Here is a 20934-nt window from a genome sequence, read left to right on the forward strand (position 1 = left end):
AATGTAATTTTGCTGTTAATTTCGAAGGCTTTAAGGGATACCGGCTCCCAGTTGCAGGTACAATGACCGAATGCGTCGAGTGTGGGGCTGAGGTGTCCCTGCACGACGATCTGGAAGTGGGAGAGATCGTTGACTGTACCACGTGCGGAGCAGAGCTGGAAGTCGTCGACACCGAGCCGCCAGTCCTCGAGCGAGCCCCGGAGCTCGAAGAGGACTGGGGTGAGTGACCTTGCAAGTAGGAATACTCTATTCCCGGATCCGCAAGGACGAGAAGCTCCTCCTGAACGAGCTTCGCGAGCGCGACCACGAAGTCGAGAAGATCGACGTCCGCAAGCAGACCTTCGACATCAGCGAGGCGCCCGCGGAGTTCGCGGACCTCGACATCGTCGTCGACCGCTGTCTCGCCACGAGCCGGAGCCTGTACGCCACGCAGTTCTTCGAGGCGTACGGTATCCCCGTGGTCAACAGCCACGAGACCGCGGACATCTGCGCCGATAAGGTGAAAAACAGCCTCGCGCTCGAGAAGGCTGGCGTGCCCACGCCCGCGACGAAGGTCGCGTTCACCAAGGAGACCGCGATGGAAGCCATCGAGGAGTTCGGGTATCCCTGCGTCCTCAAACCCGTCGTGGGCTCGTGGGGGCGCCTGATGGCCAAGATCGACTCGAAGGACGCTGCGGAGGCGATCCTAGAGCACAAGGCGACGCTCGGCCACTACGAGCACAAGGTCTTCTACGTCCAGGAGTTCGTCGAGAAGCCCGGACGGGACATCCGCGTGCTCGCGACCGACGGCGAGCCCATCGCCGGCATGGTCCGATCCTCCGACCACTGGATCACCAACGCCGCGAAGGGCGCCGAGACGGACGTCTTCGAGCCCGACGAGGAGGCGAAAGCGCTGGTCCGAAAGGCCAGCGACGCCGTCGGCGGCGGCCTGCTCGGCATCGACCTCATGGAGACCGAGGACGGATATACGGTCCACGAGGTCAACCACACGGTCGAGTTCAAGGCCCTCGACGGCGCCGTCGAGACCGATATCGCCGGCACCGTCGTCGACTGGCTCGAGTCGAAAGCCGAAGCCGCGACCGAAGATGAAGACGAACTCGAGGTGAGCGCCTGATGGCGGTCGGCACCGAGACCGGCGCCGACGCGAACGCCGAGACCGTCACCGCGACGGTCATCGGCGGGAGCGGTTTCACGGGCGGCGAACTCCTTCGCCTGCTCGCGGGCCACCCGAACTTCGAGCTCACGGAGGTCACCAGCCGCTCGAAGGCCGGCAAGAGCGTCGGCTCCGTCCACCCGCCGCTTCGCGGGACGGACCTGCGCTTCACCGAACCCGACGATCTCGAGAGCGTCGACGTCCTGTTCGCGGCGACGCCTCACGGCGTCTCCATGGGCCAGATCGACGAGTTCTTCGAGATCGCCGACACCGTCGTCGACCTCTCGGCGGACTTCCGCCTCGAGAGCGAGGAACAGTACGACGAGTGGTACGACGGCCACGAGGCGCCCGAGTACCTAGAGAAGGCCGAGTACGCGCTCCCGGAGATCAACCGCGAGAACCTCAAAGGCGCGGGCCTGATCGCCGGCGGCGGCTGTAACGCCACCGCAACCATTCTGGGGCTGTACCCGCTGTTCGAGCACGACATCCTCGAGGGCGGCGAGCAGATCGTCGTCGACGTCAAAGTCGGCTCCTCGGAAGGGGGCGCCGGGGGCGGCGAGGCGTCCTCGCATCCCGAGCGCTCGGGCGTCGTCCGCCCCTACGCGCCGACGGGCCACCGCCACGAGGCCGAGATCGAGCAGTTCCTCGACACGAGCGTCTCCTTTACCTGCCACGCCGTGGACATGATCCGCGGCGCCAGCGCGACGAACCACGTCTTCCCGTCGGGGCCGGTCTCGAAGGGCGACCTCTGGCAGGCCTACCGCAGTTGTTACGAGGACGAGCCGTTCGTCCGGATGGCCGCCGGCGGCTCCGGCGTGTATCGGTATCCGGAACCGAAGTCCGTCGCGGGAACGAACCTCGCCGAGGTCGGCTTCGAACTCGACCCCTCGAACAAGCGCATCGTCGTCTTCTCGGCGATCGACAACATGATGAAGGGATCGGCCGGACAGGCCGTCCACGCCGCCAACATCGCGCTCGGTCTCGAGGAGACGGCCGGACTCGAGTTTACGGGGATGCACCCCGTGGGGGCACCCTGAGATGACAGTATTCACGAGAGCCCCTGCGATCGTGAGCAGGGAACGGAGGTGTCCGGAGTGACCGTGGTGGTCAAGATCGGCGGCGCTCGCGCCGTCGACCCCGAAGGAGCGCTCGCCGACGTCGCGAGTCTCGTCGAGGACGGCGAGGACGTCGTGCTGACCCACGGCGGCTCGACGGCGGTCGACGAGACGCTCGAGGACCTCGGGGAGGAGCCCACCTACGTCGAGACCCCCGGCGGCGTCGTCGGGCGCTTTACCGACGAGGAGACGATGGACGTCTTCAAGATGGTCATGCCGGGCAAGCTCAACACCGATCTGGTCGAGAGCCTGCACAACGAGGGCGTCGACGCCGTCGGCCTCTCTGGCACGGACGGCAAGCTGCTGGAAGGCAAGCGCAAGTCGGCCGTCCGCGTCAAGGAGGACGGCAAGAAGAAGATCAAGCGCGGCGACCACTCGGGCAAGATCGAGTCCGTCAACGCGGACCTGCTCGAGACGACCCTCGCGGGCGGCTACACGCCCGTCGTCTCCGTCCCAATGCTGGGCAAGGAGAAATCCGGCGGGTACACCGCCGTCAACGCCGACGCCGACCGCGCGGCCGCAGCCATTGCGGGCGCGCTCGAGGCCGACCTCGTCGTGCTGACCGACGTCTCGGGGATCTACGAGGACCCCGACGACGAGTCGACGAAGATCGACTCGGCCGCGACCCCCGAAGAGTTCGCGGCCGTCAAGGACGCCGCGGAAGGGTTCATGACGAAGAAGGTCATGGCCGCCGAAGAAGCCCTCGAGGGCGGCGCCGCGAGCGTGACCGTCGCGACCGCCAACGCGGACGCACCGATTACGAGCGCACTCGACGGCGAGGGAACGACGCTCGAGCCCGGCGTGCTCGCCGCTGAAGAAACGGAGGCCGCAGAATGAGCGACCTCGATTTCGTCTCCGGCAGCAAGCCGATCGGGATCGAGCGCGGCGAGGGGGCGTTCCTCTACACCGCCGACGGCACGGAGTACATCGACGCCGGCGCGAGTTTCGCGTGTACGCCGCTGGGCCACAGCCATCCCGCGGTCGTCGAGGCCGTCCAGGAGCAGGTCGGCGACCTGACGTTCGTCGACTCATCCTATCCCGTCGAGGCCCGCGAGAACGCCTACGCCTCGTTCGTCGCGTCGACGCCGGACGGACTCGAGGGCGCCTGGTTCTGTAACTCCGGAACCGAGGCCAACGAGGCCGCCCTGAAGTTCGCCCGGTCGGCGACCGGCGAGTCGAAGATCGTCGCGGCGACCCGTTCGTTCCACGGCCGGACGATGGGCGCGCTCGCGGCGACCTGGAAGGACAAGTACAAGAAGCCCTACGAGCCGCTGGCCGGCGACGTGGAGTTCGTCCCCTACGGGGACGGCGAGGAGCTCGCCGACGCCGTCGACGACGAGACCGCGGCCGTCATCCTCGAGCCGATCCAGGGCGAGGGCGGCATCAACGTCCCGCCGACGGGCTACCTCGAGACGGCTCGCGAACTCACCGACGAGGTCGGCGCGGCGCTCGTCTTGGACGAGGTCCAGACCGGCATGGGCCGGACGGGATCGATGTGGGCCTGCCAGAACGCGGGCGTCACGCCCGACGTGCTTACGACGGCGAAGGGCCTGGGCAACGGCCTGCCCGTCGGCGCGGTCGCGGTGCAGGACTGGATCGCCGACGGCGCGGCCTCGCACAACGCCACGTTCAGCGGCGGCCCCGTCGTCGCCGCGGCGGTCCACGCGACCGTCTCGACGCTGGTCGAGGAGGAGTACCCCGCCCACGCCGCCGAGATCGGCGACTACCTCACGACCGAACTCGAGTCCGCACTGGGCGATTCGGTCCGCGAGGTCCGCGGCGAGGGGCTGCTCGTCGGCCTCGAGTTGAAACGGGGGGCGAACCGCGTCGCCCGCGATCTGGCGATGAACCACCAGGTCCTGGCGCTGCCCGCGGGCCGGACCGTCCTGCGCCTGCTGCCGCCGCTCGTGATCGACGAGGCGGACGCGGACCGGCTCGTGGACGCGCTGACCGCAGTCATCGCACCCGAAGCCGAGGCGGAATCATGAGCGCGAGCGTGACCGAACCGGCCGACGTGTCGCTCGACGAAGCGCGGCAGCTACTGACCGACCTCGTCTCGATCCCGTCGCCGACCGGCGAGGAACGGAAGGCCGCCGAGCGGCTGGTGGCCTTCTTCGAACTCCACGACCGGGAGGCCTGGATCGACGAGGTCGGCAACGTCCGCGCGCCCGCGGACGACTCGGTCCTGCTCACGTCCCACGTCGATACCGTCCCCGGCGAGATTCCGGTCGAAGTGCGGACGGCCGACGAGGACGACGTCGAGGCGGAGGTCGCGGACGAAACCGGCGAGGACGTGCTCTGGGGCCGCGGCAGCGTCGACGCCACGGGTCCGCTGGCCGCGATGGCCGTCGCCGCCGTCCGCACCGGCGTCTCCTTCGTCGGCGTCGTCGGCGAGGAGACGAACTCCCGCGGCGCCCGCCACCTCGTCGCCGACCGCGACGAACCCGATGCAGTCATCAACGGCGAACCCAGCGGTGCGACGGGAATCACGCTGGGCTACCGCGGCTTCCTCGCGGGCACCTACGTGGCCACCAGCGAATCCGGGCACACCTCGCGTCCCGAACCCAACGCCATCCAGCACGCGACCGAGTGGTGGACGAGCGTCGAGGACGCCTTCGAGAACGACGAGTACCAGGCCGTCTTCGAGCGCGTGACCGCAAAGCCCGTCGACATGGACGGCGGCATCAGCGACGACGGCCTCTCCGTCGAGGCGACGCTCGACGTCCAACTGCGAATTCCGCCGTCGCTGGACGCCGAATCGGTCCGCGAGACCGCCGAGGCCGAACTCGAGATCGGCACCGTCTCCTGGGCCGAGCCGATCCCGCCGGTGATGGAGAGCCCCCGGACGGAGGTCGCCCGCGCGTTCCGCGCGGCGATCCGTAACGAGGGTGGCGACCCGCGGCTCCTGCGCAAGACCGGTACCAGCGACATGAACCTCTACGCCGGCGCGTGGGACTGCCCGATGGTCACCTACGGCCCCGGCAACTCGGAACTCGATCACGCGCCCGACGAGCGGCTCTCGCTGTCGGAGTACGACCGGTCGGTGAAGGTCTTAGAGCGCGTCGCGACGACGCTGTCCGGAGGTGAGGAGTGATGACCGACGAACCCCGTCACTTCCTCGACGTCGACGACGTGACGCCGGACGAACTCGAGACCATCCTCGAGCGCGCACAAGCGTACAAACGCGCCCAGCACGCCGGCGAGGACCACGAGGACCTCGAGGGCCAGACGCTGGGCATGATCTTCCAGAAGCCGAGCACCCGCACCCGCGTCTCCTTCGAGACGGGAATGACCCAGCTGGGCGGCCACGCCGTCTTCCTCGGGGAGGACGATATCCAGCTGGGACGGGGCGAACCGCTGAAGGACACCTCGCGGACGCTCTCGCGGTACGTCGACGCGGTGATGGCTCGGGTGTTCAAACACGGAAACATGGAGGTGTTAGCGGAGTACTCCTCCGTGCCGGTGGTCAACGGCCTCACCGACGACGCCCACCCCTGCCAGACGCTCGCCGATCTGCTGACGATCCGCGAGCAGGAGGGCGGCTTCGAGGACGTCTCCGCGGCCTGGATCGGCGACGGCAACAACGTCGCCCAGTCGTTCGCGATCGGCGCCGCGCTGACCGATATCGACCTGACGGTCGCGACGCCGGAGGGGTACGGTATCGACGACGCGGTGCTCGAGCGCGCCCGCAATCTCGGCGGCGACCCGACGACGACCCACGACCCCGTCGAGGCCGCCACGGACGCCGACATCATCTACACGGACGTCTGGATCAGCATGGGTCAGGAGGACGAACGCGACGTCCGGATGAACGACTTCGAGGGGTTCCAGATCGGCGCGGACCTCCTCGAGCACACCGCCGACGCCTCGGTGATGCACTGTCTGCCCGCCCACCGCGGCGAGGAGATCACCGACGACGTCATCGAGAGCGACCGCTCGGTCGTCTTCGACCAGGCCGAGAACCGGCTCCACGCTCAGAAGGCGCTGCTGAGTTGGCTGCTCGAATAAGCGACCGAACGCTCGCAGTGTTCGCGTTCGGAATTTTTTGGTCTCTCGCTGAACGAAGTGAAGCGACGGTCAGCGAGAGCTTCGCTCTCGACGAGCAGATTTTTTCGAGCGGTTCGAACGGGTGAGAGAGGATACGAAAAAAGGTGGCTGTGAAATCGACTCCACGCCCAACCGGCGCTGCTGCGTTGACTGCTCGAGCGATCCGACTGTGACCGCGATCGTGGTCGGCATCGCGTTCAGGTCCGTCCGCTCGCGTTATCGCGCGAGCAGCGAGTACGCGACGCCGAGGACGAGGCCGTACGCGGCGTGACCGACGAGGCTCTCGACGGCGACGTTAGGGACGGTGGGCGCCATCCCGAACCCGACCGCCGAGAGCCAGATCGGCATGACGACGACGGCGAGGACCGCCCAGACTGCGATGCCGTAGACCAGACCGGCGACGAGGGCCGAACCCGCGTCGAGATGGGATCGACCCGCCGCGACCAGCAGCGCCGCGAAGACGACGCCGAGGACGGCCCCGTGGGAGACGTGGAGTATCGTCCCCGCGAGCCCGCCCTCGAGGCCGTACATGGCCGGAATCGCGGCCTCGAGGACGGCGGGCGTCTGCATCGCCATCATCGCCCCGAAGACGACGGCGCCGAGGATACCGCCGACGGTTCCCGCTTGCCACGGTGCGAGTGCGGTCGTCGCCCGTTCGTCGGTTCGAGTCGCCGTTTCTTGGCTCATGTCCGATCGTAGGGCGCGAGTGTGTGTATCAGTATCTCTGTCGTGTATCGGTCACGCATACCCGTGATCGAATCACTGACGGCGGGAAAAGGCTCTTTGAAGTGGTCCGCGCAGTGGCGGACGATGCCCGATCCGCTGCGGATCGACGCCGGGGAATGCACGGCCGACGAGATCATAACCGCGATTCGGGACGGCCGGCGGGTCGTGGTGACGACGACGATTCTCGACGACGAACACGAGGTGACGTTGCGGTACGACGGCTCGGTGTTCTACTGCGACACGCCGACGCGGCTGCACCGACACGAGAGCGAACGCGAGATGCGAGCCTGTATTCGGAAGATGGGATACGGGGCGGTCGGGGACACGTGAACGCCTCCCGGCGACTATTTTCACCTCGCCGGTCGTACGGGCCGATATGACCGACCGTCCCCAGCACCGCCTCGGGGAGTTGATGGAGCAGTCCGATCCGCCGTTCGAGGAGGTGATGAGCTGCGTGTTCGGAGTCGAGAACCACGAAACGCGAACGTATCTCGTCCTCTGTGAACGGCCGGGTAGCACGATCGACGAACTGGCCGACGCGCTCGAGCGCGACCGGAGTACGGTCACGCGATCGCTGTCGACGTTGCGCGACCGCGGGCTCGTTCGGCGCGACAGACGATTGCTCGACGGCGGCGGCTACGTCTACCAGTTCACCGCGGTGCCCGTTGCCGAGACGAAGGCGATGCTCCACGAGGCGTTGGACGCGTGGGCGGCGACGGTACACGAGGTGATCGACGAGTTCGACGGCACGCCGTCGTGAATCCACTGTCGAATCCACTCACTTTTTCTCCCTTGCCTCCCTCTCGAGGCACAATGAGTCTCAGCCTCTCCGCTGATCAGCCGGCCGTCCCGGACGACGCCGACGACGGCGTCTGGCTCGAGTGTATCGACTGCGGCGAGACGTTCGCGCCCTTCGACGACGTCCGCTACACCTGCGACGACTGCGACAGCCTGCTCGAGGTCCGCTACGCCGACCTCCCGACGTTCGACGACTTCGAGGGCCAGGGTGTCTGGCGCTACGCCGACGCCCTGCCCTTCGAGTCGGGCGTCTCGATCCAGGAAGGTGCGACGCCGCTGTACGAGGTGCCGCGACTCGAGGAGGCGATCGGCGTCGAGGCCCTGCGAATCAAACACGAGGGGATGAACCCCACCGGCTCGTTCAAGGACCGCGGGATGACCGTCGGCGTCAAGGTCGCCGAGGAACTCGGCGTCGGCCGCCTCGCGTGCGCGTCGACGGGCAACACCAGCGCCGCGCTGGCCGCCTACGGCTCCCGCGGCGGGATGGAGACGCTCGTGCTCCTCCCCGCGGGGAAGGTCGCGGCGGGCAAGATCGCCCAGGCCAGCCTCCACGGCGCCCGCATCCTCGAGGTCGACGGCAACTTCGACGCCTGCCTCGACATCGTCCAGGAGCTCGCGGGACAGGGCGAGGCCTACCTGCTGAACTCGCTGAACCCCTTCCGGCTGGAGGGCCAGAAGACGATCGGCCTCGAGATCCTCGAGGGCTTCCTCGCGGATTACGACGCCGTTCCGGACCGAATCGTCTTGCCGGTCGGCAACGCCGGCAACACCTCGGCGCTCTACAAGGCCTTCCGCGAACTCGTCCAGGCGGGCGAACTCGAGGAGGACGACGTCCCCAAGCTGACCGGCGTCCAGGCCGAGGGCGCGGCGCCGATGGTCGAGGCCGTCGAGAACGGAGCAGACGAGGTCCGGCGCTGGGAGGACGTCGAGACGCGAGCGACCGCGATCCGTATCGGCAACCCCGTCAACGCACCGAAGGCCCTCCCCGGGATCCGCGAAACGGGCGGCACCGCCGTCGCGGTCTCCGACGAGGAGATCACCGAGGCCCAACGCGACATCGCGGCCGAGGGGATCGGCGTCGAACCCGCGTCCGCCGCCTCCGTCGCCGGGCTCCGAAAGCTCCGCGCGGAAGGGATCGTCGACGACGACGAGCGCGTCGCCTGTCTCACGACCGGCCACCTGCTCAAGGACCCCGACGCCGCCGCCGCGGCGGGGAGCGACCCCGAGCCCGTGCCGGCCGACACGCAAGGTGTTCTCGCGAGCCTTGCGAGTGAGAGCTCGTCGGATCGATAGATCCGACGGCGTGCTCGAGCACCTGCAGGACTGAGACGACCGCGGGTCGGACGGTCGGACGACGCGCGTCGGACGCGTCTGACGGCCGACTGACTGAGCTTTTTCCGGGTCCGACTCGAACCGAACGGCGACTCATGTCCGCCGACCGCCAGGGTAACGACCCCACGCCCGCTCGCGTCGACCCGAGCGACCAGCGACCGTCCGTCCCGCTTTCCGCTCGCATCGAACGGACGCAACTCGAGTTGCGGGTCGCAGCCCTCGAGGACGCGCTCGAGACGAGCGAGCGCCGCCGGCAGGCGGTGATCGATCGATACGAACGACTCCTCGAGGAACGTGCGGCGCCCGACGGGACCTCGGTATCCGACGGGACCTCTGTCTCCGACGGACGACTTCCCGCACTGGTGGCGCGACTCCGCGACTCGTAGCAGTATCCATCGGCCGATCGCCGCGACGGTCGGCCGAACGCGAACTGAGCGTTTCTTGGCAGGCGGAGCGACGCGCTGTTAATTACCTTCGAAATTCCAGTATTTTAAGTACCATGGACAACCTACCAATCTTACAGGAGGAAATTTCCAATGGTGAACACGGACTCAGCACCTGTCTGTCCGGAATGTGACGGGAGATTGCGGACTCGAGGTACCGAAACGATCTGCGAGGAGTGCGGTCTCGTCTCTTCGGAAGATGCGATCGATCGCGGGCCCGAATGGCGCTCGTTCGACGGCGAGGAGACCGACCGACGGCGGACGGGCGCGCCGCTGACCCGCTCGCGACACGATCGCGGGCTCTCCACGAAAATCGGCTACGGCTCCGGCTCGAGCGGCGAGTACAACTCCCGGCTGACCGGGCGAAAACGCAGGCAAATCGCCCGCCTTCGGCGCGAGCACAATCGAGCGCGAATCTCCTCGAAAGCCGACCGGAATCAAGTCTACGGCTTTGCCGAGATTCGACGGATCAACACCCACCTCTCGCTGCCGGAATCGGCCAGAGAACAGTCGTGTGCGCTCTTCGAGTCGGCCCAATCCGCGGGCCTTCTTCAGGGGCGATCGCTCGAGGGGTTCGCCGCCGCCGCAGTGTACGCGACCTGCCGAACGCGCTCGAACGCCCGGACGATCGACGAGATTACCGACGTCGCCCGCGCCGACGAGGACGAACTCACCGTCGCCTACGACGCGCTCAATCGCGAACTCGGCCTTCCGACGGGGCCGATCGACCCGTCCCAGTACCTGCCGCGGTACGCCTCGCAGCTCGACCTCGAGACGGCGGTCGAGAACCGAGCCCGCGAGTGCGTCGCCGCGCTCCTCGAGGAGGGGCTGATCGGCGGCCGCAACCCGAGCGGGGTCGCCGCGGCGTGTCTCTACAAGGCCGCCGGCGAACGCGAGGCGTGGCCGACGATCACGCAGGCCGACGCGGCCGCCGTCGCCGACGTCGCGCCGGTGACGATCCGCTCGACGGTGATGAATCTCAGAGAGCTCTGAAGCGGCGGTTACCGGCGTCTCGAATGTGGTTCGACGGCAGATTACAGACGTCGATCGGCGCAGTTACGTCGTTCGGAGGGTGTCCGTACTCGGCTCGTAAACCTCGCCTTTCTGCTTTAGCTTCTCGATCTCGTGTTCGGCCTTGGACTGGTCCATGCCGACCTCCTCGGCCCGTTCCATGACGATGTCGACCGGCGCGCCGTCGTCGTACTCTTCCTCGATGTCGCTGATCAGCTGTTTCAGGTTCTTGATCCGGTCGCGCTGGGACTTCGAGGTGCCGGCCTCGACGATGTCCGCGTCGAACTCGCCCGTCTCGGGATCGACGCCGATGTCCTGCAGACAGGAGCGGACGATCTCGATGACGCGGTTCGCGTCCGACTCCTCGACCGTATCCGAGAGGCGCACGCGGGCGCTGGCCTCCGAGAGGCGGACGAGTGCCTCGAGCTTTCGGGCCGTGACGGGAACTGGAGCGTCCTCGTCGGTCCCCTTCGCGCGCAGATCCACGTAGAAGTCCCGGATCGCGTTCCGGGCCGCCTCGGTCATCCGTGGGTGGCAGTTCTGCTTCGCGTAGGCGATGTACTTGCGCAGCAGTTCGGCGTCGATCGCCGGATCGACCTGCTCGGTCATCTCGTCGATCTCCTCGGCACTCACGTCGAGCGAGGTCATCTCCTCGCGCTGGGTGGTCAACTCGCCGGCGTAGTTCGTGGTGATGATGTGCTCCGCGAGGTTGCGGTCTTTCTCCTCGTCGGGCTGGTCGGTGACCGTGAAGATCAGGTCGAACCGGGAGATGAGCGCCGGCTCGAGGTCGATCTGCTCGCCGATCGGCTCGTACTGGTCGAACCGGCCGTACTTGGGGTTCGCCGCGCCCAGCAGCGAGCAGCGGGACTTGAGCGTCGCGTTGATGCCGGCCTTCGAGACCGAGATCTTCTGCTGCTCCAAGGCCTCGTGCATGGCACTGCGGTCTTCCGCGCGCATTTTGTCGAGTTCGTCGATCGCGGCGATCCCCTGGTCGGCGAGGACGAGCGCGCCGGCCTCGAGGGTCCACTGCTGGCCGTCGCCGAAGTCGTCGCGGACGGCGGCGGCAGTAAGTCCCGCCGAAGATGACCCTTTCCCGGAGGTGTAAACGGCTCGAGGCGCGATGTTCTGAATGTAGCTCAGCATCTGGGAGTTGTGTGAGATGACGCCCTCCGAGACGTAGTTGTGCGTTCCCTCGATCTCGAGGTCGTATACCCAATCGTAGTCGGGTTTGACTCTGTCGATAGATTCAATCCGTTCCCAATAGACGTCACCTTCCACGAACTGCTCGAGAGCAGCAATACTCGCTTCTACGGATCCGCCGTCAGCTATGGCGCTATCCTCGCCTTGGTTAGCTTTTGCTGGTAGCGCATCTTTAAACGCTGAGACGACCTCTCGGAGGCTCTGTCGACTCGGATTTCTCGATCCGCGTTCGTAGTGCTGATACGTCGATCGAGGTAGCCCACACTCTGCCTGTGTTAGCGATAAGGATTCGCGAATCTGTCGCAGGTCTGAACCCAGTCCCGGGACGATATCGAGATTCGTATTTCCGGTTGTGTCCGCGTACTCTAATGTCACCTCCTGTTTCCGCTCAGTTACGAATCCGATTCGAGAGACGTACTTCTCGAAGTCACCTCCGCTTATCCTGAGTCGATAACTGCCATTCTGTCGCTCGTGAGTCTGCGAGCGGATTCCGATCGAGAGGAGCAACGTTCGGACGTTTTCGAGTAACTCGCGGCTCATCGAAGCGACCGAAATCTCTCGCTGAGACTCCGAAACATGCCCTTCCCCTTCGATAAAGGCCTTGAGGAATTCTGACTTCGTCGATTCAGAGGCCTTGAAGATCGCATCCGGGACGCATTGTTCGTCGGACGACTGAAGAATACATGGTTCGAGTGCTTCGAGGAAGCTCACGAATTCTCCTGCCGAACACAGCAGTTCGCGAGCATCCTTCGATTCGTGTGGACCTCGTTCCGTCGTATTGAGGTTCAACTTCTCCAGCGCCTCCGCTGCGTCGTCCAATACTGCTCTATCGTTGTTCGTAATCGAGACAAATCCGGTATTATCGTCCCGCTGTTCGACGTATCCTTCCGCAACGATATACCCGACGAGTCGGGCTAGCGAGGGGGTCCATTCGGACGGGAGATCGAGTTGTACCGCGTTACGCGACTGAGATCGGCGGAAATCAATATTGATGGAGTTGTCTCCCTTCGTTGGTAGGGATCGCGGCGCAGCAATAAACTGTCCTTCAGTGAGTTCCTCGGCGACGACCGGCTTGAACTGGCAGTCACGCTGTACGAACAGCGGATGCGACGGCGTCACCTCGAGTTCTCGTCCGCTCGAGGTCTGAATCCGATACATCTGTTCGGGCGCTTCACGTTTCCAGACCGTTGTCGCCCGCTGTAGGCCGACCGATCCGTCGTCCTGTAAGGAGGGAACCTCGAGATCGATTTCGTCGTACCAGCCGTCGTCGATCGGCTTCGGATCATCGAGATTCGATTCAACGAGATCACGGATCGGAACGTCCTGTCCGTCCGCGAGTGTGACCTTCGTATCTCCGCGGACACACTTACCCGTACCGGGGTCCCCGATCAGCAGCATATGCAGGTCGCCGCGAATCCTCGAGCCGTCGGGAAGCTGCTTCGTCACGCCCGAGAACAACTGGAGGATCATTGCGAGCTTCTCCTGCTCGTAGCCGTAGATCGAGGGCGCGATGGAGGCGACCATCTGCTCGTAGACGTCGTCCTGATTCGAGATATCGTAGATCGCCTTCTTGTCCTCGTCGGTGATGTCCATGTCCTCGAACTGCTCCTCGTCGATGTCGACGGACATCCCCTCCATGTAGAAGTCGAAGACGGGAGACTTCTCCTGCTGGTCGCCCTGTTGCTCGAGGCGGAGAACGCCGGTCGCCGACACGTGGTCGCCGGGCGTGACCTCGCCGGTGATGTCGTCCTCGACGTGGACGTCGAGCGACTGGGGCGTCTCGCCGCCGCGCAGTCCCTCGGGGCTCTCCTGGATGCGGAGCTTCTGGGAGTCGACGAACTCGGATTGGTCGAAGTTCACGCGGAAGGGGCCCTGTCGCTCACAGCCCTGGCACTCGTGGGGTTCCTGGAAGTCGCCGCTGGACTGGGGAACGCGGGAGAGGGTGCCACAGAGCTGGCACTCGAAGGCGGCCTCCTCGATTTTCGGGCGGACGTCCGTGGCTTTCCGGACGATGCCCCGGACCTCCACGAGGGTGTTCATGTCGCGGGCGCGGATTTCACGAATCTCGGGGGACTCGGTCTCGGGGAGGTTCCGGATCCGGACGTGGGCCTGGCCGAGGCTGACGTCGATCGGGAGGTCGTACAGTCGCAGCGCCTCCTCGGCGTAGCGCTGGAGCTGTTCGGGCTGGGCGAGGAAGTCGTCCGCGAGGTCGGGATCGTAGCGGTAGAGCTCCTGCCAGTCGATGTGGAGCGAGCGCTGCTCGTTGGGGTATCGCTGCGCAAGCTGCTTGATCTCGTTGTCGTAGTAGTTGCGGAAGAACTGCTCGAACGAGTCGACGAGTTCAGAATTGCCCGCTTGCGCCATTGCACTCTCGTAGGGGCGCCAGCCGGTATAAATGGTGGCAAAGCGGGGCGAAACTGAACCGCGGCCGTTCCGTGACGGGTGCCGGTCGCAGACCGGTACCGCCGCTCGGCTCGAGATTACAGTCGTCGAAATCGGACGGATCGGTTCCGGGCCACGACGAACCGTCCGTTCGCCGCTCTCGTCGCCGGCGATCGCCGGCAACGCACACGCCGTGTCCTGATTCCCGGTCAGGTCACGTGGCCACCAGGGTATGGGGTCCACTCGAGTATGTATATGCGGCCAATCTGTTTTGGTCGGTATCGGTGACCGTTCGGAACTCGAGACGTTCGTCGTCGCTCAGGTGTCGTCGCCGAGGTCGTCGGAGGCGACGCCCAGCGTCGCGATCACGCGGAACGCCTCCTCGACGGTGACGTCGACGTCGTAGACGTGTTCGGCGGGCATGTGCATGACGAACCCGTTCGTCGTCGGATTCGGGCCCAGCGGGACCATGATCGTCACCATCGGCCCGTTCCCGACCTGGGCCTCGATGTCCGGAGGCGTCTGGGCAGTCAGAAAGCCGAGCATGTAGGCGTCTCGATGGGGGAACTCGACGAGTTTGACGTCCTGAAACTGATCCGTGTCGTCGTCGACCAGCAGTTTGCTGGCCCGCCGGACGCTCTCGTAGATCGTACTCACGCCCGGGATGGTCTCCATGGTCGCGTGGACGCGCTGGGAGATCGCCGTGCCGGGCGTGTACTCTGCGGCGATCCCGACCAGCAGAAAGAAGGCCAACAGCGAGCCCATCGTGACGAACTGGACGACCGCCTCCGGCGGCTCGTTGGGCCAGACGAACATCACGCCGCGGACGACCGGCGAGAGCACGCCCAGAACGAAATCCACGACGAGGATCAACGCCAGTATCGTGATCACCAGCGGGATCGTCAGCGCGATCCCGTTGATGAGCCAGCGTTTGAAACGGCCTGTGACGCCGTCACCCGGTTTCGACATTGATCTCGAGTGATGCGACCCGCCGGGGAAGCCGTTCGGCTTGCATGGACAGTCGCGGTAACTGACCGGTCGATGCGGCGGGAAGGCGATCGAACGCGACGGGAAGAGACGCCAGACTTGCCGTGCGCGACGACCACTCTCCGGTACGAAGTCCGTCGGCGACGGACGCGAAACCGGAGAGAAACGTTTCGAGGCGACTCGAGCGGTGCGGCCTCGAGCAACCGTTATGCGTCGGGTAGACGTGCGTGGTGTCGTCTGTCCGGAACCGAACAACCGACGCGACGGGCGGTGCTCGCGGTCGTCGGAACGGGCGCCGCGACGACCGGCGTCGTCGGGGCGACGACGCGCCCCGGGTGACCGACAGCGGCTACGAGTTAGACCCGGGTCGGATCCAGAACCGGATTCGCGACTGTTACACTGCGACGGTTCGGACGCAGAATCCGGACGCCGCGGTCGTAACCGCCGGGCTGTACTTCCGCGAGACCGATCGCTACGACTTCCACCAGACGCGGGTCGAGTTCCCGTACGAACTCGACCTCCGGGAGTTCGACTGGGCGCGCGAGCAGGGCGCGGTGCTCACGGACGGTACGGTCGAGGACATCGACGGCACCGCGCTCGCCGCGGCGTCCGTTCCCGACGCGTGGGGCTGCGAGGAGGGCGACGTCGAGTTCGACCGAGACGGTTCTGACGACGCCTGAACGGGCCGTCCGCGAGTCAAACCGAGACGACGCGGGTCCACCCCGTCCTCATCGCGGATCAACGGTGTGCGGGCCGCGCGGGTCGGAGCCGCGACGCGTCGCCAGCCACTGTCGAAGCCGCCGTCGGAGGCGCTCGAGGCGCGATTCGCGACGGTAGCTGACGGACATCGACCGGACGCTGCGCGTTCCCGTCTCGTCGGTGACGTCCAGGATATCCGCGTCCACGAACGCGTCGACGTCTACTCGGAACTCGCTTCGCCGACCGTCGTCGGTCTCGACGGTCCGTCCGTGGGTCTGACTCACCTCCGGCCACGCGCTCTCCTCGTCGGTGGTGATGGCGGTCAACAGTCGAACGTCCGGATCGGTACGAACGACCGCTACGGTCGCGTCGTCGGGCGCCGGCGGCAGCGTAACGAACGATTCGGTGTCCGAGAGGAGTCGGACGATTTGCTCGTCGTCGGATTCGGGTTCGCGAATCGATTCGGACTCCATATGCGGGTTGTCAACAAACGGAACCAAATACTCACCGCCCAGCTGTCAACTCGCGCCCGTCGGCAGTAGTGGAGGGCCGAAGAGTAGTCCGCTCGTACACCGTGGTTGTCCGTCGTGCAACCGATCGAGGCGAATGTCGGATGTACGGTATCGTTGTGATTGGTTCTCCTCACCCGAAAATAGATCGTTCGTCCGTGTATCGTCGCGTTGCGCTCAACGGATCTAAGTGTCGGAGACGAAGGTCTTGCGCCCCTCTCAGGAAGCGTCTTCGGGGCACTCTTCGATGACTTGCTCGGTATCGGAATCGTCCGATGTGTCATCAGCCGAGTCATCGGTCGTTGTCTCAGGTTCGAACAGTCCCGCTTCGATCAGGTTCGTCACGATCCGTGTGTGCCAGTCGATGCGCGTCTCGAGGTCGGGACCGCGCGAGAAGGTTTCGATGAGAAACGACTGGGCGTTCAGGTCTCGAGCGGCCTTGTGGACGAGCAACCCGCTCGGTTCGTTTTCCGGCCTGGAAAAGGTATCAGTCTCGAACTCGAGCCCCGGTTCGTCGACGCGGTTTCGGTTCACGGCGTCGGCGGCCCGCTCGGCATCGGTGGCGGTCTCGGTACCGTCCGAGTGGAAGATCGCCTGCCCGACGCCGTCGACGGGGCCGCCGGCGTAGATGCCGATCGACTCGTGGAGGTCGATAACCACGTCGGGATCGGAGCGGGCGACGACGGTCCAGAGCGCTCGGGCGAGGTCCGTCGTTGGCTCCTCGCCTTCGGGGAACTGTCGGTTGAGATCGACGCCGTCGTCGCCCGTGCGCGTCCGCTGCTCGACAGCATCGGCGTTCGCGTAGGGGATCGTTACGAGCGTACCGGCATCGATTTCCCACTCGGCAACGGTGCTCGCTGCCTCGTACCCTGCAACTTCGTTGCCGTGCATTCCGCCAACGACCAGTACGGTCGGTCCGTCGGCGTTTGCAACCGTCTGGTACACCGTCGTTTCGTGATCGGTGCCCTCGAGAATTTGCTGCGAGCGTCTCGAGAGGTCGCTGCCGGGTTCTGCGCTCGAATTAGCACCAGCGACGCCGGCGAGTGCACAACTGGCTGCGGCTGTCAACAGCGTTCGTCGAGATGTCTGCAATGACCCCATGTGATCGTTACCTCGGAGAAACAGATTATTATTATAGTTCTGATAGCGCGTTGCACCCCGTTCCGCCGGTGATAGCGACCGTCGCTCCCGGGTAAGTGAACGTACACCCGACAGGTCGGAAGAGACGGACTCTCGAATCGCCGTTTCGCTGTTCGAAATGTCACCGGCGTGTATGTAGAGAGTGAAACTGTCCTGCAATCATCGCTAACTCGATTGTAAGTATAACCGTGTGAGCCCAAGAGAGGCGATAGCCAACGGATCCAGAACAGGAGGGATAATCCCCTCGCAGATTCGAACGGACCGCAGTAGCGAAACGGAGACGGCGTCGACTCGAGGCGAAGTAGCCACAGAACAGGGCTGGTCGCCGCTGGTACCGTGGACGGCGCCGGCGATTGATGGAAATCCGCTCAGACACCACCCGAAACACATGACATTCGAAACAACTCGAGAAACCCGATGGACCGTACTCGCCGCAGTGATGATCGCGTCGATGGTCGCTCTGTCGACGGTCGCTGCGGGCGCAGCAACCGCGGCCGCCGCAGACGCCGACGAAAGTGCTGATACGAACCTCGAGGTGACGGTCAATGCACCGGACTCGGTCGCAACGACCGAATCGAGCACGTTCGACGTGACCGTAACCTCATCCGATGGCGAACCAGCGACGACCGACGTCGTCTTCGAGATCAACGGAGAGGAGATCCAGGAGGAAGTGACTGCCAGCACCGACGACACGGGGTCCGTCACCTTCACTGCTGAAGGGATTGCCCTCCCCGAAGGTGACTACGAGTGGACGATCACCGCCGGTGACGAGGAACGGTCGGGAACGCTCACTGTTACCGATACCGCGGACGACGGTGCTACCGACGGTACCGCCGCTGACGGCGACACCGAGACCACCGACAACGACACTACCGTTTCGGAGAACGACGCTGCCGCTGACGAGACTGCTGGCAATACTACTGACGACGACGCCGAGGCCGCTGAGAACGACACTGCCGCTTCGGAGAACGGCACTGCTGCTGACAACGACAGCGAAGCCGCTGACGACGACACTACCGCTTCGGAGAACGAGACAGGTACTGACGATACCGCTGACAACGATAGCGAAACTGAGGAGGAGGAGGAATCAGTTCCCGGCTTCGGCATCGGCGGTGCGCTCTCCGCCGTGCTCGCAGGAACGTTGCTGTTAGTCCGCCGGCGTAGCTAAGCACCCAGCGATCGGGATTCGGCACTTTTTGTCAACGCGTAATCTCTTCGCGGCGTAGCCGGAGGTCGCTGACCCTCGCGGCAGTCGTTGAGTAGCAGATACCGGGGTTTTGAACGGCTACGCCGCCGACCGACCCCGGAGAACTTGCCTCCCCTTCCAAAAAGAACCGATGAAGCGAGATTCAGCACCCCTCTCCGAACGTCCCATCGAGAGCCATTGAGTGATTGGCGTAATAGGAGTAGAGGTTTTGTGGAGCCACGTACCTCCCGCCGTAGTACCCAGCAGGGCCATTCGTTTCGATGATATTGTTTTCGTGGTCTTCTGTGAATCTCAAATCTCTCCGATCATAGATGAGGTCACCATCGAGCCAGTACTGGATGACGCCGTCCGGATTTGCCACGCCGTCATCGCCAATCGTATTCATACAGACGTAATACTCGAGTTCATACCACCGTCCCGGAACGATCTCCGGTTGTCGTACGGCGTAGGGTTCCTGCTGAAGTAGATAGTCGTGATCTTGATTCTGGTCCATATGGTATGTATAGGAGAGCAGATGGAACGGCCCATCCGAATCGGTTTCCTTCGTACTGACATAGAGGCGGTTACTCCACCCATTGGTGCCATCAGGGACACCGCCGCCGGCACTCCCCTCCCCGAGCGACATGGCACAGTTCCAGATCCGACAGTGTTCGCTCTCATTCCCCATCGCCCAACTCGTATTGAGAGCGAAAGCGACACGGCCATTGAGCTCGAGTAGTCCGTCATCAAAGCTATAGTGGGTACTTAGCCCCCAATGATCGCCGTCTCGAACCCGAAGCTGGAGAGCGGTATCGCCAGCGTAGGTCGGGCTGGGGACAATTGCGAGGTTCTCACGATCACCGTTGGACATCCAGTAGATGTCCTCCCAGCTCTCATACTCTCCGTACTCGAGATGGACGACATCATCCGGCCGATTACAGCCGCCTCCTGCCGCACTCTCTATTTCTTCCGCTGCCGTGCTATCGACTCCTCCCCCGGTCACCCCGAGCAGGCTTCCCACGCCTAAGAGGCTCCCTCCGCGTAACAGTCGACGACGAGAGACACCAGCACTGGTTGTCCTCTCGGCCACACTCGGTTCATCTAAGACCGGATCATCAGTAGTATTCTCTTGCATGCGATTCTGTAACTATGAAAAACAGGGTTATTGTATTATATTAACTATGGGAATCAGGGTATAATTTCAGTGAGTTTGAGATACCCTACCTGTGAGCTCCCGGGTCGCGATGGAATTTCGCCCGAGAGCGGGATGTCAATCCCGATGTATACGAAGACTAATTCAGTGGCCGGTCCAATCGACGCCTTCGATCGAACGGAGAGTAATTCGGAGATCTTCACCGGGCTCTCGTCGTTCGGCGGGAGCGGTACAACGAAACTCCGGTGTGGGGAGTGCGGCGACCTCTGGACTCATCAAGTACCCCGCTACCGATGTTAGCGGCAATATCGCCCCGTGCGAACGAGGTGATGAGAGCAGTCCGGCTCTCGGGATCGCCCAGTGTCTCCGCGGACTCCACGAACTGCCGGCCGTATTTGTCATTTCCTGCGCTAGCCGGCGAAGTCTCGTACCCGCCCGCTCCGGGGACTCGCTTACGGAATTAAGCCTTGCCGACAGAGCGGGGAACTCGGCCTGAGTACGCCCCGAGTTGGATAGTTCCCCACTTGTCCGAAGCATAGCGTCTACAACCTCCTGGCTCGAGGTCGACGACACGACTCACTGCCCCCACCCCGAGTACCCGGACGCAAAACTGTTGGAGGCGCAACCGTTCTACCGAAAACCGACGTAAGAGGATGGGATCGCCCGAATTTGAACGACGCCCGAGAACCTGCTCACTTCGTTCACAGAACCCCGGTCTCCCTCAAATCCGAGCGCTTTCAACAGCTGCCGCTCGGGGATTTGCGAGCGGCAGCAGTATGGGATCGCCCGGATTTGAACCAACGGAAGACGATCGCTCTCGGTTCACTCGAGCGCTGCGACTTCCGAGATTCAAACCGGTCGATCGTCACGAACTCGTCGCTCACGGTGTTGTTCGCGACGAAGTAAGTGGGATCGCCCGGATTTGAACCGGGGTCACGGGCACCCAAGGCCCGAAGTATACCAAGCTAACCCACGATCCCGTACTCCCCCCTAAAAGGTGCACATCATAAAGGGTTTCGTTACCGGCCGAACGGTTTTGGCGGTCGACGTGAT

At 64.4% G+C, this 20934-nt stretch carries 20 protein-coding genes and 1 tRNA gene; 14 read left to right on the forward strand and 7 right to left on the reverse strand.

Annotated features, from left to right (window positions below):
- Nucleotides 1-62: 62 nt before the first annotated feature.
- The 7 genes from lysW to argF are packed head-to-tail and all read left to right on the forward strand — an operon-like array spanning nucleotide 63 to nucleotide 6276.
- Nucleotides 63-227, forward strand: a complete 165-nt coding sequence (gene lysW, locus HTZ84_RS15705) for a lysine biosynthesis protein LysW (RefSeq protein ID WP_005554620.1) — start codon at nucleotides 63-65, stop codon at nucleotides 225-227.
- Nucleotides 224-1114: a lysine biosynthesis protein LysX gene (gene lysX, locus HTZ84_RS15710; protein WP_174681540.1), complete on the forward strand. Its 891-nt coding sequence runs from the start codon at nucleotides 224-226 to the stop codon at nucleotides 1112-1114. The genes lysW and lysX overlap by 4 nt, the downstream gene beginning before the upstream one ends.
- Nucleotides 1114-2190, forward strand: coding sequence for an N-acetyl-gamma-glutamyl-phosphate reductase (gene argC, locus HTZ84_RS15715; protein WP_174681541.1), 1077 nt, complete (start codon nucleotides 1114-1116; stop codon nucleotides 2188-2190). Before lysX ends, argC begins: the two co-directional genes overlap by 1 nt.
- Nucleotides 2191-2247: 57 nt before the next feature.
- Nucleotides 2248-3105, forward strand: coding sequence for an acetylglutamate/acetylaminoadipate kinase (locus HTZ84_RS15720; protein WP_174681542.1), 858 nt, complete (start codon nucleotides 2248-2250; stop codon nucleotides 3103-3105).
- Nucleotides 3102-4256 carry an aspartate aminotransferase family protein gene (locus tag HTZ84_RS15725; protein ID WP_174681543.1) on the forward strand — a complete coding sequence of 385 codons (1155 nt, stop codon included), beginning with the start codon at nucleotides 3102-3104 and terminating at the stop codon, nucleotides 4254-4256. The genes HTZ84_RS15720 and HTZ84_RS15725 overlap by 4 nt, the downstream gene beginning before the upstream one ends.
- A complete protein-coding gene (locus HTZ84_RS15730; protein WP_174681544.1) occupies nucleotides 4253-5362 on the forward strand; it encodes a [LysW]-lysine hydrolase in 1110 nt (369 codons plus the stop codon). Before HTZ84_RS15725 ends, HTZ84_RS15730 begins: the two co-directional genes overlap by 4 nt.
- On the forward strand, nucleotides 5362-6276 hold the full coding sequence (gene argF / locus HTZ84_RS15735; RefSeq protein WP_174681545.1) for an ornithine carbamoyltransferase: 915 nt from the start codon (nucleotides 5362-5364) through the stop codon (nucleotides 6274-6276). Before HTZ84_RS15730 ends, argF begins: the two co-directional genes overlap by 1 nt.
- Before the next feature lie 255 nt (nucleotides 6277-6531).
- On the opposite strand, the gene HTZ84_RS15740 is transcribed toward argF, so the two are convergent.
- Entirely contained in the window at nucleotides 6532-7002 is a 471-nt protein-coding gene (locus tag HTZ84_RS15740; RefSeq protein WP_174681546.1) for a histidine kinase, read from the reverse strand.
- Nucleotides 7003-7125: 123 nt separating this feature from the next.
- Here HTZ84_RS15740 and HTZ84_RS15745 point away from each other — a divergent pair, with 123 nt between their 5' ends.
- The 5 genes from HTZ84_RS15745 (at nucleotide 7126) to HTZ84_RS15765 (ending at nucleotide 10607) form a co-directional block, all read left to right on the forward strand.
- Nucleotides 7126-7371 (forward strand): hypothetical protein, encoded by a 246-nt coding sequence (locus HTZ84_RS15745; RefSeq protein WP_174681547.1) that lies wholly within the window; start codon nucleotides 7126-7128, stop codon nucleotides 7369-7371.
- A gap of 46 nt (nucleotides 7372-7417) precedes the next feature.
- Nucleotides 7418-7801 carry a helix-turn-helix domain-containing protein gene (locus HTZ84_RS15750; RefSeq protein ID WP_174681548.1) on the forward strand — a complete coding sequence of 128 codons (384 nt, stop codon included), beginning with the start codon at nucleotides 7418-7420 and terminating at the stop codon, nucleotides 7799-7801.
- 53 nt (nucleotides 7802-7854) lie between these two features.
- Nucleotides 7855-9132 (forward strand): threonine synthase, encoded by a 1278-nt coding sequence (thrC, locus tag HTZ84_RS15755; RefSeq protein WP_174681549.1) that lies wholly within the window; start codon nucleotides 7855-7857, stop codon nucleotides 9130-9132.
- 134 nt (nucleotides 9133-9266) lie between these two features.
- Complete coding sequence (locus tag HTZ84_RS15760) at nucleotides 9267-9557, forward strand: hypothetical protein (RefSeq protein ID WP_217468234.1); 291 nt, start codon at nucleotides 9267-9269, stop codon at nucleotides 9555-9557.
- Between the two features lie 150 nt (nucleotides 9558-9707).
- Nucleotides 9708-10607: a transcription initiation factor IIB gene (locus HTZ84_RS15765; RefSeq protein ID WP_174681550.1), complete on the forward strand. Its 900-nt coding sequence runs from the start codon at nucleotides 9708-9710 to the stop codon at nucleotides 10605-10607.
- A gap of 63 nt (nucleotides 10608-10670) precedes the next feature.
- Here HTZ84_RS15765 and HTZ84_RS15770 read toward each other — a convergent pair whose 3' ends face one another.
- Both HTZ84_RS15770 and HTZ84_RS15775 read right to left on the reverse strand, forming a co-directional pair.
- Entirely contained in the window at nucleotides 10671-14189 is a 3519-nt protein-coding gene (locus HTZ84_RS15770; protein WP_174681551.1) for an LAGLIDADG family homing endonuclease, read from the reverse strand.
- 336 nt (nucleotides 14190-14525) lie between these two features.
- Nucleotides 14526-15176 carry a DUF502 domain-containing protein gene (locus HTZ84_RS15775; protein WP_174681552.1) on the reverse strand — a complete coding sequence of 217 codons (651 nt, stop codon included), beginning with the start codon at nucleotides 15174-15176 and terminating at the stop codon, nucleotides 14526-14528.
- Nucleotides 15177-15529: 353 nt separating this feature from the next.
- On the opposite strand from HTZ84_RS15775, the gene HTZ84_RS15780 reads away from it, so the two are divergent.
- The gene (locus tag HTZ84_RS15780; protein ID WP_254611767.1) at nucleotides 15530-15874 is read left to right on the forward strand and encodes a hypothetical protein; all 345 of its coding nucleotides are present in this window, start codon (nucleotides 15530-15532) and stop codon (nucleotides 15872-15874) included.
- A 48-nt stretch (nucleotides 15875-15922) separates the two neighbouring features.
- Here the strand turns inward: HTZ84_RS15780 and HTZ84_RS15785 are convergent, their stop codons facing one another.
- Both HTZ84_RS15785 and HTZ84_RS15790 read right to left on the reverse strand, forming a co-directional pair.
- Nucleotides 15923-16366, reverse strand: coding sequence for a hypothetical protein (locus tag HTZ84_RS15785; protein WP_174681553.1), 444 nt, complete (start codon nucleotides 16364-16366; stop codon nucleotides 15923-15925).
- A gap of 255 nt (nucleotides 16367-16621) precedes the next feature.
- Nucleotides 16622-17470: a M14 family metallopeptidase gene (locus HTZ84_RS15790; RefSeq protein WP_254611768.1), complete on the reverse strand. Its 849-nt coding sequence runs from the start codon at nucleotides 17468-17470 to the stop codon at nucleotides 16622-16624.
- Nucleotides 17471-17930: 460 nt separating this feature from the next.
- Here HTZ84_RS15790 and HTZ84_RS15795 point away from each other — a divergent pair, with 460 nt between their 5' ends.
- Nucleotides 17931-18710: a PGF-CTERM sorting domain-containing protein gene (locus HTZ84_RS15795; protein ID WP_254611769.1), complete on the forward strand. Its 780-nt coding sequence runs from the start codon at nucleotides 17931-17933 to the stop codon at nucleotides 18708-18710.
- Between the two features lie 181 nt (nucleotides 18711-18891).
- On the opposite strand, the gene HTZ84_RS15800 is transcribed toward HTZ84_RS15795, so the two are convergent.
- A complete protein-coding gene (locus HTZ84_RS15800; RefSeq protein WP_174681555.1) occupies nucleotides 18892-19863 on the reverse strand; it encodes a hypothetical protein in 972 nt (323 codons plus the stop codon).
- Nucleotides 19864-20788: 925 nt separating this feature from the next.
- Nucleotides 20789-20861 (reverse strand) — tRNA-Pro (locus HTZ84_RS15805).
- Between the last annotated feature and the right edge of the window lie 73 nt (nucleotides 20862-20934).

The sequence above is a fragment of the Haloterrigena gelatinilytica genome, assembly GCF_013342145.1.
Classification (GTDB): Archaea; Halobacteriota; Halobacteria; order Halobacteriales; family Natrialbaceae; genus Haloterrigena; species Haloterrigena gelatinilytica.